At 60.8% G+C, this 17,106-nt stretch carries 13 protein-coding genes; 7 read left to right on the top strand and 6 right to left on the bottom strand.

What is annotated here, in order from left to right; all coding sequences use genetic code 11:
• Positions 1-32: 32 nt before the first annotated feature.
• On the top strand, positions 33-1,646 hold the full coding sequence (locus SB765_RS00275) for a response regulator (RefSeq protein ID WP_341795691.1): 1,614 nt from the start codon (positions 33-35) through the stop codon (positions 1,644-1,646).
• Between the two features lie 3 nt (positions 1,647-1,649).
• Here SB765_RS00275 and SB765_RS00270 read toward each other — a convergent pair whose 3' ends face one another.
• Positions 1,650-3,497 carry an ATP-binding protein gene (locus SB765_RS00270; protein ID WP_410910661.1) on the bottom strand — a complete coding sequence of 616 codons (1,848 nt, stop codon included), beginning with the start codon at positions 3,495-3,497 and terminating at the stop codon, positions 1,650-1,652.
• Between the two features lie 405 nt (positions 3,498-3,902).
• Here SB765_RS00270 and SB765_RS00265 point away from each other — a divergent pair, with 405 nt between their 5' ends.
• The gene (locus SB765_RS00265; RefSeq protein ID WP_410930740.1) at positions 3,903-4,589 is read left to right on the top strand and encodes a type 1 glutamine amidotransferase domain-containing protein; all 687 of its coding nucleotides are present in this window, start codon (positions 3,903-3,905) and stop codon (positions 4,587-4,589) included.
• Positions 4,590-4,722: 133 nt separating this feature from the next.
• Positions 4,723-5,529: a CSS-motif domain-containing protein gene (locus SB765_RS00260; protein ID WP_341795694.1), complete on the top strand. Its 807-nt coding sequence runs from the start codon at positions 4,723-4,725 to the stop codon at positions 5,527-5,529.
• 22 nt (positions 5,530-5,551) lie between these two features.
• Here SB765_RS00260 and hppD read toward each other — a convergent pair whose 3' ends face one another.
• Positions 5,552-6,628, bottom strand: coding sequence for a 4-hydroxyphenylpyruvate dioxygenase (gene hppD, locus SB765_RS00255; RefSeq protein ID WP_063423504.1), 1,077 nt, complete (start codon positions 6,626-6,628; stop codon positions 5,552-5,554).
• A gap of 299 nt (positions 6,629-6,927) precedes the next feature.
• On the opposite strand from hppD, the gene SB765_RS00250 reads away from it, so the two are divergent.
• Positions 6,928-8,514, top strand: coding sequence for an EAL domain-containing protein (locus tag SB765_RS00250; protein WP_410930739.1), 1,587 nt, complete (start codon positions 6,928-6,930; stop codon positions 8,512-8,514).
• A 32-nt stretch (positions 8,515-8,546) separates the two neighbouring features.
• Positions 8,547-9,434, top strand: coding sequence for an EamA family transporter RarD (rarD, locus tag SB765_RS00245; protein ID WP_024717647.1), 888 nt, complete (start codon positions 8,547-8,549; stop codon positions 9,432-9,434).
• Here the strand turns inward: rarD and SB765_RS00240 are convergent.
• Positions 9,397-10,968: a TerC family protein gene (locus tag SB765_RS00240; RefSeq protein WP_341795696.1), complete on the bottom strand. Its 1,572-nt coding sequence runs from the start codon at positions 10,966-10,968 to the stop codon at positions 9,397-9,399. The genes rarD and SB765_RS00240 overlap by 38 nt on opposite strands.
• A gap of 269 nt (positions 10,969-11,237) precedes the next feature.
• Here SB765_RS00240 and SB765_RS00235 point away from each other — a divergent pair, with 269 nt between their 5' ends.
• Positions 11,238-11,819, top strand: a complete 582-nt coding sequence (locus SB765_RS00235) for a LysE family translocator (protein ID WP_063423508.1) — start codon at positions 11,238-11,240, stop codon at positions 11,817-11,819.
• Here the strand turns inward: SB765_RS00235 and SB765_RS00230 are convergent.
• The 3 genes from SB765_RS00230 to SB765_RS00220 all read right to left on the bottom strand — a co-directional run bounded on the left by SB765_RS00230 (position 11,812) and on the right by SB765_RS00220 (position 14,990).
• Positions 11,812-12,600 carry a helix-turn-helix domain-containing protein gene (locus tag SB765_RS00230; RefSeq protein WP_410930738.1) on the bottom strand — a complete coding sequence of 263 codons (789 nt, stop codon included), beginning with the start codon at positions 12,598-12,600 and terminating at the stop codon, positions 11,812-11,814. The genes SB765_RS00235 and SB765_RS00230 overlap by 8 nt on opposite strands.
• Positions 12,601-12,634: 34 nt before the next feature.
• Complete coding sequence (locus SB765_RS00225) at positions 12,635-13,762, bottom strand: glycosyltransferase 61 family protein (RefSeq protein WP_341795699.1); 1,128 nt, start codon at positions 13,760-13,762, stop codon at positions 12,635-12,637.
• A 73-nt stretch (positions 13,763-13,835) separates the two neighbouring features.
• The gene (locus SB765_RS00220) at positions 13,836-14,990 is read right to left on the bottom strand and encodes a hypothetical protein (RefSeq protein ID WP_341795700.1); all 1,155 of its coding nucleotides are present in this window, start codon (positions 14,988-14,990) and stop codon (positions 13,836-13,838) included.
• 482 nt (positions 14,991-15,472) lie between these two features.
• On the opposite strand from SB765_RS00220, the gene SB765_RS00215 reads away from it, so the two are divergent.
• Complete coding sequence (locus SB765_RS00215) at positions 15,473-17,092, top strand: NADP-dependent glyceraldehyde-3-phosphate dehydrogenase (RefSeq protein ID WP_049276423.1); 1,620 nt, start codon at positions 15,473-15,475, stop codon at positions 17,090-17,092.
• The last annotated feature ends 14 nt before the right edge of the window (positions 17,093-17,106 follow it).

Below are 17,106 nucleotides of genomic sequence, written 5' to 3'. Positions count from 1 at the left end.
TGGGTATCAGGCCGCCCTACAGGAGAGTCGTTTTGGCCCATTCACTGGCGCTGGATGAACGTGCCTTGATTCTGGCACCTCCGCCATTAGCGGCGGATACCTCGCGCCTGCTCGCCTCCGCCGGCATCGATAGCCTGTGCGCCGTCGACCTGGCCAACCTGCACAGCTGCCTGGCTGAAGGCGCAGGCCTGGCAATCATTGCCGAGCAAGTGTTCAGCCAGGGCCCAAGCGCGTTGCTCCAAGCATTCCTCGACCAGCAACAAAGCTGGTCGGACCTGCCCATCGTGCTGCTGATCCAGGGTGCCTGGTCGGCCACGGGCGCGAGTAACCACCCGGTGGGCAATCTTCTGCTGATGGTCGCCCCGTTCGACAATGCCCAACTGCTGCACATGACCCAATCTGCCCTGCGTAACCGGCGCCGACAATACCTGACACGCGACCAGTTGCAGGACCTGCAGCAGCGTCTGAACACCCCGGTCGCATCGTCAGACCCGGAGCAGGAACGTAACGAGTTCGCCCACTACCAGGCACGCAAGATGGAAGCCATTGGCCAACTGGCCGGAGGAGTTGCTCATGACTTCAACAACCTGCTCACCAGCATTGGCGGCAGCTTCGAGCTGATTGAACGGCGACTGCATCAAGGCCGCTGCGATGGCTTGGACAGCGTGCTGCGCATGGGCCGTGAGGCAGTTGCACGGGCTGCCCGCCTGACCCACCGGTTGCTGGCGTTCTCCTCCCGCCAATCGCTGCACAGCCAGCGCGTCGACCTGCACAGCCTGCTTGAGGTGAAACGCCTGAAGGCCTGCCTGAACCCTGCCGTAACCTTGCACGTGCACATCGCCAAAGGGCTGTGGCCCGTAGAAGCCGATAACAAGCAGTTGCAGGATGCCCTGGACAACCTGCTGCTCAATGCCAGCGAAGCCATGCCCAATGGCGGCCAGTTACGAATTGAGGCGAGCAACCAGCACATCGAGAACACACAATTCACCAGCGGAGCGCTGTGCGCCGGTGACTATCTGCGCCTAAGCATCATAGATGACGGCCAGGGCATGGCGCGAAGTACGATGGAGCACGCTTTCGAGCCTTTTTTCAGTACCAAGGCGATCGGCCAGGGCATCGGCCTGGGCCTGTCGATGGTGTATGGCTTCAGCAAGCAGTCCCGCGGGCATGTCACGCTGCACAGCCAGATCGGCCAAGGCACCCAGGTAGACCTGTACCTGCCGCGCCATATCGGCCAAGCCCGGGAACCGAGCAAGCCGATACCTGTGCAAGGTCCCCGAGGCCGTCATGTGCTAGTCGTCGAGGACGACCCCCATGTCCGTCAGTTGTTGTGTCAGGCGCTGCGCGAGAGCGGCTTCCCCTGCCACAGCGCGTCCAACGCCACCCAAGGCCTTAAAGTGCTGCGCTCGGCACAACCCGTGGATCTACTGGTCAGCGACATCGGCTTGCCCGGCATGAATGGTCGGCAACTGGCCGAAATTGCACGCAGCCTGCATCCGCATTTGCCGGTGCTGTTCATCACCGGCTACGCGGAAACGGCCATGGCCCGCGAGGGGTTTCTTGACGCCGGCATGCACCTGATCTGCAAACCGTTCGAATTGAAAGAAATAAAGGCGCAGGTAGCGCGGATTCTTACCAAGTCCTGAACCCTATTGTTGGTCGAGCATGGTTAGCGCCTGATCGGCAAGGTCCGCCAGCAAAAACGGCTTGTTCATCAATGCCGTTCCCGGCTGATCGAGCAACTGCGCTTCAACAGAATGGTCAGCATAGCCGGTGATGAACAGAATCTTCTGAGCAGGGACCTGCATGCGCATGGCCTTGGCCACTTGGCGGCCACTGAAGCCGCCCGGTAAACCGATGTCGGTAATCACCAGGTCAAAGGGATCATCGAGGCGGAAGCGCTCCAGCGCAGTATTGGCGTCACTCGCATCAGTGACCACAAAACCGCGTTCGGTCAGGTATTCGCGCATCACGGTACGCAAGTTGAGCTCGTCATCCACCAGCAGTAAACGCTCGCCCTGGGCAATACGTTGGGAGCGCAGCCGGGGTTTGGGCTCTTCGGGTACTGGCTCATGGCATCTTGGGAAAAGCATTGAAACCTTGGTGCCTTGGGTCGGAGCCGATTCGATCCACGCATACCCCCCCGATTGACCGACAAAGCCATACACCATCGATAGCCCTAGCCCGGAACCACGTCCGATCGCCTTGGTGGTGAAAAATGGCTCAAAGGCCCTGGACATTTCCTCCGCCGACATGCCTCGGCCGTCATCCTCGACATGCAGGGCCACATAGTCGCCTGGCGGCAGGCCACCCTCATCGGGAAAACTGGCCGTTAACCGCTCGTTGACGCTCCGAACAGTGACATTGCCACGCTCCAGGCAAGCCTCCCGGGCATTGGCGCATAAGTTGACCAAGGCATTTTCAAGGTGGGGAATGTCCAGGCATACCGCCCACGGCGCGACATCCAGTTGCCAGTGCAAGCGCATCTCTGCGCCCAGCGCCTTGAGCAGCAACGGCTCGCTTTGCCGTAACTGCCGATTGAAGTCCAGGGTCTTGGGTGCAAGTGGGTGATGCCGAGAGAATGCCAGCAGGCGATGAGTCAGCTCCATGGCGCGCAGCACGGAGTCGCGAGCGACCTCCACATAGGTTTCAATCCGCTCCATGCGCCCCTCCTGCAAGCGCCGCTGCAACAGTTCGAGGCTACCACCGATACCAGACAGCAGGTTGTTCATCTCGTGGCCCATGCCCCCGGCCAACTGCCCCACAACCTCCATGCGTTCACTGTTGCGCATCAGGGCTTCAGACTGACGCGCGGCCTCCTCGCGGTCTTCGGTGATATCCCGACCGACTGCCGTCAGCAGGCTGCCGTCGAACCGTGCACTCCAGCTAAACCAGTGATAATGGCCATCGCGGTGGCGCAAGCGAGTCTGCACCTGCTCGGCATCGATGTACTGCAGGAGCCCGGAGACCGCCACCTGGACCTCGGTGCGATCCGCCGGATGCACCAGCTCCAGTAACGGCACATCGTGAACCTGCTCCTGGGTCCAGCCCAGGATGCGGTACCAGGCCGGGTTGGCGGCATGCACCCTCAGCTCAGGGGTTATCGTCATCATTGCATCACGCGACAACTGCCAGATCTGCTCGCGCTCGGCCACATGCCTCTCTATCTGCCGTTCAAAGCCTTGGGCCTGCTCACGCCAATGATGATGCGCCTCAACGCTGGCCGTGGTCTCGATCACCGTGTGCAAAAAACCCGCCACGTTGCCAAGTTCATCGTGCAGTGGTGCATAACCGAACGCGCACCACAGCGGCTCGCTGCCTTCGCCGCAGACGATACGCTGGGGCGGGTCCTCGACAAAGTTTGAACGCCCTTCAAGCGCCTTGAACACCCAGGGCCCCATTGCCGGCCAGAGATCACGCCACAGCGCATCGAACCCGTTGCCTAGTGCATCCGGTCGGGCGACCCGCAGCGCCCGATAGCCATCGTTGTGCACCACGCAGAGGTCCGTCCCCCAGACCACTGCGCAGGGAAACGGTGACAAAACCATCATGTCAACGGCAATGCGCAACGATGCCGGCCATCGCGGCAACGGCCCAAGGGTTGTACGCCCCCAGTCAAATTGCGCAATTCTATCGCTCATCAGGTCGAGCGATGGCGATACGGGCGTTTTCAAGGGGAGCTGCCGCGCAGGTTTGCGCGGCGTACCGTGTACGGCCAATAGCGTTACTCCAGCAATGCAAAGATTCACCACGAGTGCCGAGGCTACCCCCGAGGGTTTCGTTCAAATTAGCACAGCATAAGCTGCGCACTATGGCGTACGTGCGCCTGGCAGCTATGCTGATTAGGTTTTCTCCGGGCCAGGGAGCAACGGCCCATTCAGGTTGCCGACGGGAGCGTGGTCATGAGCAAGAAAATGCTGGTAGTGCTGACCAATACAGCCAAGTATCCGACCCTGAAACGGGCCACGGGGCTATGGCTGGGTGAAGCAGTGCACTTTGTCGAGAAAGTCGAAAAGGCCGGCTACACGGTCGATTATGTCAGCCCACAAGGTGGCTATGTCCCTATCGACCCACACAGCCTGCAGATGGCTCCCGATCTGGACTGGCAATGGTATGACGACAAATCCTTCATGACGCGACTGGGCACCAGCTTGAGCCCTGGCCAGGTAAAGGCCGACGAATACAGCGTCATCTATTACACCGGTGGGCATGGGGTGATGTACGACTTTGCCGAGAACAAGCCGCTGCAGGAGCTGGCGCGCAAGGTCTACGAAAAAGGCGGCATTGTTGCAGCGGTCTGCCATGGCGTGGCCGGCCTGCTTAACATCAAGCTCAGCGACAACAGCCTTCTACTGAAGGGGCGCAAAGTGACCGGCTTTTCCGACATTGAGGAACAACTGGTCGAGCTGGACAAGGTGGTGCCTTTCTCGACAGAAAAAGAGCTAGGTGGCCGGGGCGGGGAGTACAGCAAACATGATGAGCCGTGGAAGCCATACGTCGTCGAGGATGGTCTGCTGATCACCGGTCAGAACCCTGATTCCACTGCGCTGCTCGCCGAGAAAGTACTGGAGAAACTCAACGCTAAGTAAAGCCTTACATCAGCCTTCTGGTTTTCCTGTCGCGCAGACTGCACGCGGACTACAGCCGGCAGGTCATCGAATGCATAGGCTCTGGGCTCAGCTGTACACCACGAACAGCTTCTGCCCGGAGAACTAATGCACCATGTTGAAAATCATGCACGCCGGGCGCCGCCTGCGGGAGCTCCTGCTGCTCGCCACTGTAGGCTTGGTGCCTGTGATTTCCGGTTTGTTGGTGATGATTGTTCAACTGGAAATGAAGCTTGAGGAAAACGCGGCCATTTCCGTTCAGGAAGCGGTTTTCAGCATTGACCAGGCATTGAATCGACTGCAAGAGGCTGCCCAGCGCACCCTGCCACTGGCAGGCAAGCCCTGCGAAAGCGTTAACAGCGCTTTACAGGAGCAGGTCGTGAGCCGTTCCATGCTCAGGTCGTTGACCCTCGTAAAGGGCAATGAAGCCTACTGCAGCAGCACTTCAGACTCACTGGACTACTTATCTGCCTTCGCCTCATCGGGCCAACAGGTCGAACTGTCCTATGGGCAACCTGACAGGCGCCGCAAACTGCTGGTCAACTTTTACCTGCAAGGCAACGAAAGCGGCGTAATCGTGACCGCTTATGCCTCACAGCTGCGCAATGAACTGGATGGTTTTCAGGATGGCCTGACGCTGCTGGTGGAGTTTGGCGACCGCTGGATCTGGAGCGAAGGCGATAGCCGTGACGCACAGCGCCCTTCCCAGTCCGAGTTTCTCGCAACCGCGTTATCGGCCAAATATGGGTACAGGGTAAAAGGCGGCTACGCGCAAGGTTCCACCGCCCAGGAAATCCGCCAGTCCATGCTGCAGATCCTGCCCTCGTTGATGCTGGTGGGGACCGTGACCGGCCTGATCGTCTATCTGGGCCTGTTCAGGGGACGCTCCAGCAGCAGAGATAGAGCCGCCAATGCTACATGAAGGCGGCGCTACCCAGAGGGCATCAGTCGGTGCTCAGCACGCCGCGGCGTACCTGGTCACGTTCGATGGATTCGAACAGCGCCTTGAAGTTGCCTTCACCAAAGCCATCGTCACCTTTGCGCTGGATGAACTCGAAGAACACCGGGCCGAGCAGGGTTTCCGAGAAAATCTGCAACAACAGGCGTTTGTCTTCGGGCTGCGAGGCACCATCGAGGAGGATGCCGCGTGCTTGCAACTGGTCGACCGGCTCGCCGTGACCAGGCAGCCGCTCTTCAAGCATTTCGTAGTAGGTTTGCGGCGGCGCAGTCATGAAGCGCATGCCAAAGCCCTTCAGGGCATCCCAGGTCTTGAGCAGGTCGTCGGTCAGGAAGGCCACGTGCTGGATACCTTCGCCGTTGAACTGCATCAGGAACTCTTCGATCTGGCCTGCCCCCTTGGACGACTCTTCGTTGAGCGGAATGCGGATCATGCCATCGGGAGCGGTCATGGCCTTGGACGTCAGGCCGGTGTACTCACCCTTGATATCGAAGTAGCGGATTTCGCGAAAGTTGAACAGCTTCTCGTAGAAGCCAGCCCAGTAGGCCATGCGCCCGCGATAAACGTTGTGGGTGAGGTGGTCGATGATTTTCAGGCCGGCACCCACCGGGTTGCGGTCAACACCTTCGATGAAGTTGAAGTCGATGTCGTAGATCGAGCTGCCTTCGTCGAAGCGGTCGATCAGGTACAGCGGCGCACCCCCGATGCCTTTGATTGCCGGCAGGCGCAGCTCCATCGGCCCGGTTTCGATTTCAACCGGCTGGGCGCCCAGTTCCAGGGCACGGGCATAGGCCTCATGAGCATTGCGCACACGGAACGCCATGCCGCACACCGACGGGCCGTGTTCGGCCGCGAAGTACGAGGCGATGCTCTTGGGTTCGTTGTTCAGGATCAGGTTGATGCCACCCTGGCGGTACAGGTGCACATCCTTGGAACGGTGGCTGGCCACCTTGGTGAAGCCCAGAATCTGGAAGACCGGCTCAAGTACGCCTGGGGTCGGCGAAGCCAGTTCGATGAATTCGAAGCCCATCAGGCCCATTGGATTGTCGAAGATATCAGCCATGTTCGTGTCCTCATCTGCAGCGAAATATTATTGATTGCGTAGGATGTGGGACAGGAACGGCGGGGCGCAGGGAATACCTCGCACGCTGCGGGCGAGGAAGTCACCTATGATCAGCTTGAACCCATGGTATGTCATATGGACCCATTCTCGGCGGGCTTGATCCTTCGGTATTGAAGGACCTTATTGTTGTATTCGTAAATGGATTCTACATTGCGTAAAAACGTTTGTCGCGTTTTAGTTGGCCGCGTGTCCCGACAAGCGGCTATCCTCTCGTTACCCTTCACACAGATCATTCCCGCATGCCTCTTACCGCCAAACGCCGCGCCCACCTGAGCTGGCGCAACCTGCTGCCCTGGGTCGTCGGCGTGCTGCCGGTATTGTGCGGCCTTGCCGTGATGAACTGGCAAGTAGAGCGCGAGATGCAGGCCAGCAGCCAGGCCACCACCCGCCAGGCGGTGGAGCACGTCGAACGCATCCTCGACAACCTGTCCCGTGCTGCCAATGCGCTACTCCCCCTGACTGCCAGCCCTTGCGACCAGGTCCAGCTTACGCTGCGTGCCCAGGTGACCCGCAATGCCTTCGTGCGCTCGACCAACCTGTTCAGGCACAACAACCTTTATTGCACCTCGCTGTTCGGCGAATTCGACGAGCCGGTCAACGCCAGCGATTACACCGATGGCAAGCTGTGGCTGATGGACGGCAACTCGGTCACCCCGGGGCATCCGCTGTTGGTGTACCGCGCCAGCGACGGCGACAACGGCGCGATCACCACGGTGGATGGCGACCATTTGTTGACCGCATTGCGCCTGATCGGCCCGGATGAAGAGCTGCAAATACGCGTGGGCAACGCCTGGATGGGCAAGGACGGCGTTGTACACATAGGCGCACCACCTGTCGCAGCCAGTGCCAACGTGTTGCTGGGCTCGACGCGTTACCCGTTCAGCGTGCAGGGCGGCTACAGCGCCGACAAGCAAGGCCAGTTGCTGCGCAGCCACTACCCTGCCCTGCTCAGCCTGCTGCTGGTACTGGGGGGCGTGGCCGCGCTGGTCTGCCGCTGGCAGATTCGCCGCGCCACCTCGCCCCGCGCCGAGCTGGATCGGGCCCTGCAGGCTGACGAATTCCTGCCGTACTTCCAGCCGGTGGTGCGCAAGGGCGATTACCGCTGGGCCGGTGCTGAGGTGCTGATGCGCTGGAACCACCCGCGAGAAGGCCTGGTTCGCCCTGACCTGTTCATCCCCTATGCCGAGCACAGCGGGCAGATCGTCGCCATGACCCGGGCGCTGATGATGCACACTGCCCAGAGCCTCGCGCCCTACATTGGGCTGCTGGAGGATGGCTTTCACATCGGGGTCAACATCACCGCCGACCACTGCCGCGACTTGCGCCTGCTGGACGACTGCCGCACCTTCCTGCAGCACTTCCCGCCTGGCCGGGTGGTACTGACCCTGGAGCTGACCGAGCGCAAGCTGATCGAGCCCACCCCGGTGACCCTGGAACTGTTCGAGAAACTGCATGCCATGGGGGTGATGATTGCACTCGACGACTTCGGCACCGGGCAATCCAGCCTCAATTACCTGCGCCAGTTCAAGGTCGACTACCTGAAAATCGACCAGAGCTTCGTTGCCATGATCGGCGGCGATGCGCTGTCCGTGCACATCCTCGAAACCATCATCGAGCTATCTGCCAAATTGGGCCTTGGCATCGTTGCCGAGGGTGTCGAAACCGACACCCAGCGCGACTACCTGGCCCGCCATGGCGTGGACTTCCAGCAAGGCTACCTGTTCGCCAGGCCCATGCCCGCGGCGCAGTTCCTTGAGGCACTGGCCTCACATCCGGGCGCGTCACGGTTGCCGCAAGGCGCGCCCCCTGAGATCATGCGCGGCTGATCCAACCGCTCAACTCCCCATTCGAGGCATTTGTGTCAAAAGGCATTGTTTCATCGGTCATGGCGTCCTGTCTGTTCGCTGTGATGTACTTCTATACCTCACTGCTCACGCCACTCGATGGCGAAGAGATCTTTGGCTGGCGCACCCTGCTGACGCTGCCCTGCCTCACCTTGTTCATGCTTGTCTCGAAGGACTGGAAACGGGTAGGCGAGCTGCTGGCCCGGGTAAAACGCACGCCCGTGCTGTTGCTGGGCATGGTCGGTACGTCCTGGCTGATGGGCGTGCAGTTGTGGCTGTTCCTCTGGGCGCCCCTGCACGGGCGCAGCCTGGAAGTGTCGATGGGCTACTTTCTGCTACCGCTGGCCATGGTGCTGACCGGGCGGCTGGTGTATGGCGAGCGCCTGTCGCGCCTGCAGAAGGTAGCCGTGGCCTGCGCCGCGCTGGGCGTAGGCCACGAGCTGTACCAGAATGGCAGTTTTGCCTGGGAAACCCTGCTGGTGACGATCGGCTACCCGATCTACTTCGTACTGCGCCGGCGTTGCCGCACCGACCACCTGGGTGGCCTGTGGTGCGACATGTGCCTGCTGCTGCCGTGGGCGCTGTACTTCGTGATCCAGGGCCCGCTTTCGTCCGGCGACCTGCAGGCTCACCCGGGCCTGTATGCCCTGATCCCGGTCCTTGGGGCCATCAGCGCCTCGGCCCTGATCGCCTACGTGCTGGCCAGTCGCTTATTGCCATTCAGCCTGTTCGGCCTGCTCAGCTACGTCGAGCCCGTGCTGCTGGTGGGGGTGGCGCTGCTGCTGGGCGAAACCATCGGCCCGGATCAGTGGCTGACTTACCTGCCGATCTGGGCCGCGGTGCTGGTACTGGTGCTCGAAGGCTTCAAGCACCTGCTGCGTCAGCGTCGCCGTTCGGTATAAGCCGAACCTGGCGCACCCGCCGCTCTTCAACCGCCTCCACGGTCAGCGTCCAGCCATTCCAGGCCAGGCGGTCACCCACCATCGGCAGGCGGTCGAGCAGGCTCATTACCAGGCCTGCGAGGGTCTGGTAATCGTCGGTGGCACGGGCACTGAAGCCGGTACGTGCCTGCACCTGGCTCAGGTTCAGTGCACCGCTCACCACAAAGCCTTCACCCTCCTGGACGATACCGGGGCCTTCAACCTCGCTCGCGTCCGGTAGTTCACCGGCAATCGACTCAAGGATGTCGGTCATGGTCAGCAGGCCGGTGAAGTCACCGAACTCGTTGACCACGAAGGCGATGTGGGTCGACTGCCCACGCATCTGCTCCAGGGCATTGAGGATGCTGAAGCTCTCCAGCAGGTTCAACGGCGCCCGTACCATGCCTTCCAACTCCGGCTGGTGGCCCGACAACAACTCCTTGAGCAGCTCCTTCTTGTGCACGAAGCCCAGTGGTTCGTCGACACGGCCATTACGTATCAACGGCAGGCGCGAGTACGGCGAGTTGGCGAGGGCCTGGGTAATGGCTTCGGCCGGTTGCGCAAGGTCGATCACATCGACCTCGGCACGTGCGGTCATCACCGTACGGATCGGCCGCTCGGCCAGGTTCAGTACGCCACTGATCATTACCCGCTCACGGCGGTCGAACAGCACCTGTTCCTCGCCACCTTCGACCAGGTCGGCGATTTCCTCGCCCACCTCGTCAGCCTCGACCCGGCGACCGCCCAGCAGGCGCAGCACGGCATGTGCGGTGCGCTCGCGCAGCGGCCGGTGCTGCTGCAAGCTGCGCTTGCGGCGGGCACGGGCCAGCTGGTTGAACACCTCGATCAGGATCGAGAAGCCAATCGCTGCGTACAGGTAGCCTTTCGGGATATGGAAGCCCAGGCCCTCGGCGGTGAGGCTGAAGCCGATCATCATCAGGAAGCCCAGGCACAGCATGATCACCGTGGGGTGGGCGTTGACGAAGCGGGTCAGCGGCTTGCTGGCAACGATCATGATACCGATCGAGAAGATCACCGCGATCATCATCACCGACAGCTCATCGACCATGCCCACTGCCGTGATCACCGCATCCAACGAGAACACCGCGTCCAGCACCACGATCTGGGCGACGATAGGCCAGAATGCGGCATGGCGCAGCGTGCCACTGGCCTGGGTCACATGGCCTTCCAGGCGTTCGTGCAACTCCATGGTGGCCTTGAACAGCAAGAACACACCACCGAACAGCATGATCAGGTCACGGCCAGAGAAGCTCTTGCCGAACACATCGATCAAAGGTGCGGTGAGGGTGACCATCCACGAAATACTGGCCAACAGGCCCAGGCGCATGATCAATGCCAGGCTCAGGCCAATCACCCTCGCGCGGTCGCGCTGATGCGGTGGCAGCTTGTCTGCCAGGATGGCAATGAACACCAGGTTGTCGATACCCAGCACCAGCTCAAGGACGATAAGCGTCAACAGGCCTAGCCAGGCCGTGGGATCGGCTAGCCATTCCATTAGCGGGTACTCACGAAGGAAGCGTCACGAGGACAGAGGGGGGACGGCCTGAGAGGCCAGAGACTGGGGGGCTCCGCGAAGGTGCTCATATATACCTTGATAGAAAATTGGGAAAATAATCCTACAGGCACAGCAGTTTTCTCTGATAGCGCAAAACTATTACAAAACCTGTAACGCGTGTGGGTCCGCATTGGGGGTACTTTTATTCAATACTCTAGACAACCAACAGCTGAAACTCAGGGTTCCTTGCAACTACCCGGATCTCTCACATGAGCCTGTCCCTGTCCATGGCCGCCTTCGCACTGGCGGCGTCAATCTCCCCCGGCCCGGTCAACATCGTTGCCCTGAGCAGCGGCGCCAGCCATGGCTTACGTGCCAGCCTGGCGCATGTCGCCGGCGCCACTCTGGGCTTCTGTCTGTTGCTGGTGCTGGTCGGGCTGGGCCTGCACCAGCTGCTGCTGCGTTGGCCTGTGTTGAGCGTGCTGCTGCACTGGGGTGGGGTGATGTTTCTGCTGTACATGGCATGGAAACTGGCCCGCGACGATGGCCAGCTGACTGGCGCGCACTCAACACCCGCCCCCTCGGCCTGGCACGGCGCGGCCATGCAATGGCTGAACCCCAAGGCCTGGCTGGCGGCAGTGGCCGGGGTCGGCGCTTATACCGGCGGTGAGCAGCACTTGCTGTGGTTGTTCACCTGGATCTACGGGCCGATCTGTTTCATTTCGGTGGCCAGTTGGGCATGGGCCGGCAGCGTGATTCGTCAGTACCTGAGCAACCCACGGCACATGCGCCTGCTCAATCGAGGGTTGGCGGTTTTGCTGGCGGGCAGCGCTGTGTACCTGGTTATCTGACCCCGGTGGCATTGCGGTAATGACCCGGCGTCGCAGCCAAATGCTTTTTGAACGCCCGCTGCAAGTGCGCCTGGTCGGCAAACCCGGCCTCCTGCGCAACCTCGGCAATCGCCCGCCCCTGACGCAACTGCGCCCTGGCCAGCTGAACGCGCTGATTGAGCAGATAGCCATGCGGTGTCAGCCCGTAATGTTGGCGAAAGGCACGAATCAGGTAGGCGCGCGACAGGCCGCACGCTGTGCAGATATCGGCCAGGCTCAGCGGATCGCTGCGATGAGCGCGTATGAACGCTGCTGCCGCTTCCAGCCGTGGGTGGCCTTCGTCACTGACACGGGCATTGGCGCCGAGAAAGCCCGGCAATGAGCCGAACAGCGCGGCCAGGCGGCCTTCCCGGTCAGGCACACCCGCATCGAACAGGTCTGCAAACGCCTGCAATAACCGTTGGTACAACGCAGGCGAGTCACTCCAGGTTTGCGTCGGCAATTCAAAGCCTTGCGCCTGTAACCAGGGGCGGTCGACGAACAGCATCAGGTAAGACCAGGGCTCACCGTCGATGGGATTGCAGGTATGCACAACGCCCGGGTTCATCAGCACGGTGGTACCGGCCCCTACCTGGATGCGAAGGTCACCGTTGAGGTAGGTGCTTCGCCCGCCGGTGATCACACCGATCGAAAAGCTCTCATGGGAGTGCGCGGCGTAGCACACCTGCCGCCCGTCCCCTACCCGCCGCGCTTCGACAAAGGGTAATGCAGGGTCACGCCAGAACCGCGAAACCTCGATCATCCCCTTGCCCACTCGCTGCTGACATGCACCGATACTACACGTTTACCTGTGGAAACAGGTCCAGCGTCCGCTCCACTTCACCGATATCAATCACGAAGCCATCACCCTCCGGTATGCCGACCACAAAGCCAAAATGCTGGTAGTCACGGTCGGTCAGGTACTTGTAGTAGCTGACAAAACGGTTCGGCGGCTGCAAGGTCAGCAGGCAGCCGCCAGGCTGAAGCACATTCACCCCGTGCACCAACTGGCTGCCCTCCACGCCGATGACCACTCTGGCCCCGGCACAGGCCGCAACAATACTCGGTACGTCGGACTTCAGCGGATTGACGACGCGAAAACCACGGGTCACACGCAGGTGCTCGGCAAGCTCCAGCTCGTTGCGCAACAGGCGCAGGTCACCGTCACCACCGCGTAGCAGGAATACTCCTGGGTGTGGGGCATGCGCCACGTGCGACAGCAGTTTATCGCCCATGGCTCGGTAGCGGGCATGCCGGCTGCGGTTGTTGCCGTGGTCATCGAACAGCACCAGCTCACGGAAAAACGCACTGCGCAGCCGCAGCGGCTGCATGCCCAGCCAGTCTTCATAGGCCGGCGCCTGGGTGAACAGCGGGTACCTGGCCGATGGCGCAGTGGTCACCGGTATGCCCTCGTTACAGGCCAGCGCATAGGTTGGGCAATCTTCCATCAGCCAGGTGCCGAACCACGAATTGCCGTTTTGCGTGCAGTAAATGGCGGCGCGGTCTATTTCGTTGTCCACGATGATTGTCGGGAAGGTATTGGGCTTCTGCGACAGCCAGTGGCTGGCCTTGCCCTTGTACAACGCGCCATCGACCAGCCATACATCCTTGATCAGGTAGCCGCGGGTTGGCCCTTCCAGCGTGCTGATGCCGCCCTCCATGGTGCGAGCAGGATGCACGTAAGGGTAAAAACGCTTGCCCTCCCAGCCCGTTACCCGCTCCAACTGGCCAGGCAGGAAAATGGCCGGCGGCGACACCCTGGTTTCGCCCGGGGCAATGTCCCAACTCTTGGTGGCGATGCTCTTGAGGTCGAGGGCCGTGTTCTTGCCCAGCCGCTTGCGCGCCATGTAGCGGTAGGCGGCCAATGTCCACGTGTGCTGCTTGGTTTCGGGCGATGCACTGAACTGCGAGATGTCGCTTCCCATGAAGCGTCCTCCCCTGATGACGAAGTCTAAACCCTGGCGTCAAGCGCCAGATCAATGCATCCCTGGCAACCACTCAGTTGCATGTGACTCTTTCCATGGTGGGCGGCGACTGCAGGCTGGCGTACCGGCTGCGCAGGGTTTCCACGAACGGTTCACCCGCACTCCTGCCACCATAGAGATAAATCTTGTGCAGGCCGCCAAACACCATCTCGTGGTAACGGCTGGCAACCTCCTCATCGCTCGGGCCCTCCGGCAACCCCAGGTGCAGCGTGAGTTTGTCGCCCTCCACTGCAAACATCGGGGTATCCCACAAGAACTTCGCCGTACCGGTCTTGGGCAAGCGAACAAACAGGTAGGCATGGTTGCCCAAAGAGTCGATGTCCCCCCCGCGACGGCGCTTCCATTTCAGCAGGCCGTCGTCCGGGCGCGCCAGGCACAGGCCGATGTCGTAATAATCGAAGCCCTGCTCCAAGGCCCATTCAAGCGCCATGAAAGTGGTAATCGAATTGACCTCGCGCAACCTCTTGGCATCACTGAACACCGCCTCGCAATAGCCGAAACGCAACGTGCTCCAGTAGCGCTTCCCACCGCGCACCACTTCGCAACCCAAATGGCAGCCGATCACTTCGTCACCCAACGTGATCAGGTCGAGCCTGCCGACGCTTTTGGCAATGCGGAACACTTCTTCCGTGGGGAACTGCGCAGCATGGATACCCTGCCTGGCGGTGGCATAGGGGCGCAGCAGCTCACGGTCTGCCATGGCGATCTCGTCGTCCGAGAGGGCCTGGCGCATCCGGTACAGCGGGCGATTCTTGCGAATGCTGCGCCGCAGTTCGCTGTCGTAGCGCGCCGTGATGTCCTCCAGCGAGCGGCCCAGCGGCACTACGGCGCTCAGGTAATGGGGCACTGACAGCGCCCCCGACGAGGGCATTTCGCTGATGACCACGACATGGTTGGCAGCCGCCGTCGCACTTGCACTGTCCACGATAGAAGCGCTGCCCTGGCCCTTGCCACCGATCAACAGCTTGGCCATTTCCCGCTGTTGCTTGCGGCCGATGTAGAGAATTTCGTAAGGGCTTTCCTGCTGTAGCCGAAACCTGGCTACTTCCCAACGCCAGAAACAGGCACGCGCCGCCATTTCCCGAACTTTGCTGGCCAGCAGCCTCATTTCGTAGCGCATGGAGGGTGACAGGAGCTTTCGCGCCACAGCCGTCAAGGTCTCTTTCATTTCTTCTTCGACGTCCTTTGAAGTGTGCTCTATGGTCTATCTGAAAAAGAGAAAAAATCAGCAAAAACACTTAACGCTTTGATTTTTATAGTTTGCCCTGAAACTTTCCTATCACATTCAGTAACAATTTAAGATACCTGCAAACGCTTTGGCAAGCGGCTTCTGGCTGACTTTAGATCAAGTTTGATGGCGTCAAATTTCCTGCGTGAAAACCCACGCCAATCGCAAGTTTGCTATAAGCGTGCCGACACACGCGGCATTTCATTACAACTTGGCTATTGATAATTAGCATTTGATATCTTGTTTGCATAAAAGAAACGTCAAATTGCCTGAACGCTTTACAGGGTGCCTGCTGGCCCATTTGGCAAGCACACACGGTCCGCTTGAGCCAGACTGGTGTTTTTCCGGCGGCCGGTGCATGCTCGCAGCTGAAGCGATTCACCCGGCTTGAAACCAGCCCCGCAATGTGAGGTGCAGTATCTATGGACCGTCTGCTCGATTCACTCTTCCCCAGCGCCGAGAACATCCCTGAAACCTGGCGCCTGGGAGCCCCTCTGGAACAACGAGATTACCTGGTGAACGGCGAGCTCAGGCGCTGGGACGGCCCCTTGGCCACGGTACGCAGTCCGGTATGGCTCAAGGAGGGTGCTGATGAACGCCAGGTGGTGCTGGGCAGCGCACCGCTGCTCGATGCCGACACCGCCCTCACCGCCCTCGACGCCGCCGTACAGGCCTACGACAAGGGCCGCGGTGCCTGGCCGAACATGCGTGTGGCCGAACGTATCCAGCATGTCGAAACCTTCCTGGCACGCATGCGCGAGCAGCGCCAGGCGGTGGTCAAGCTGCTGATGTGGGAGATCGGCAAGAACCTCAAGGATTCGGAAAAGGAATTCGACCGCACCTGCGACTACATCGTCGACACCATCAACGCCCTCAAGGATCTCGACCGCCGCTCCAGCCGCTTCGAGCTGGAACAGGGCACCCTCGGCCAGATCCGCCGCGCGCCCCTGGGCGTGGCATTGTGCATGGGGCCCTACAATTACCCACTGAACGAAACCTTCACCACGCTGATCCCGGCGCTGATCATGGGCAACACCGTAGTGTTCAAGCCGGCCAAGTTCGGTGTGTTGTTGATCCGACCGTTGCTCGAAGCCTTCCGTGACAGCTTCCCGCCGGGTGTGATCAACGTGATCTATGGCCGCGGCCGGGAAACGGTGAGCGCGCTGATGGCCAGCGGCAACGTCGATGTGTTCGCCTTCATCGGTACACACAAGGCTGCCAGCGACCTTAAAAAGCTGCACCCACGTCCCCACCGCCTGCGCGCCGCACTGGGCCTGGATGCCAAGAACCCGGGGATCGTGCTGCCCCAGGTCGACCTCGACAACGCCGTCGAAGAAGCGGTTACCGGCGCGCTGTCGTTCAACGGCCAGCGCTGCACGGCACTGAAGATCCTGTTCGTCCACGAGGACGTGGTCGACGCCTTCCTCGACAAGTTCCAGCGCAAACTGGCCGCGCTCAAGCCCGGCATGCCCTGGGAACCGGGCGTCGCGCTGACGCCATTGCCGGAGCCCGGCAAAGTCGACTACCTCGACGGCCTGGTCGCCGATGCCACAGCCAAGGGCGCGCGCGTGCTGAACGAAGGTGGCGGGCAAAGCCGCGGGTCGTTCTTCTACCCGGCCCTGTTGTACCCGGTGAACCACGAAATGCGCGTGTACCACGAGGAGCAGTTCGGCCCCCTGGTACCCGTAGTGCCATATCGCGACCTGCAAACCGTCATCGACTACGTGCTGGACTCCGACTACGGCCAGCAGCTGAGCCTGTTCGGCAACGACCCGGCGACCATCGGCAGCCTGGTCGACATCTTCGCCAACCAGGTGGGGCGCATTAATATCAATGCTCAATGCCAGCGCGGCCCGGACACCTACCCGTTCAACGGCCGCAAGAACAGCGCCGAAGGCACCCTGTCGGTGCATGACGCCTTGCGTGTCTTCTCTATCCGCACCTTGGTCGCCACCCGCTTCCAGGAGGCCAACAAGGCACTGATCAGCGAAATCATCCGTAACCGCCAATCGAGCTTCCTGACCACCGACTACATCTTCTGACGGCCGCACTTATA

The organism is Pseudomonas sp. SIMBA_067 (assembly GCF_046534675.1).
GTDB lineage: Bacteria > Pseudomonadota > Gammaproteobacteria > Pseudomonadales > Pseudomonadaceae > Aquipseudomonas > Aquipseudomonas putida.
Note: the sequence above shows the minus strand (reverse complement) of the source record. Positions and strands in the feature narration are given on the sequence as shown.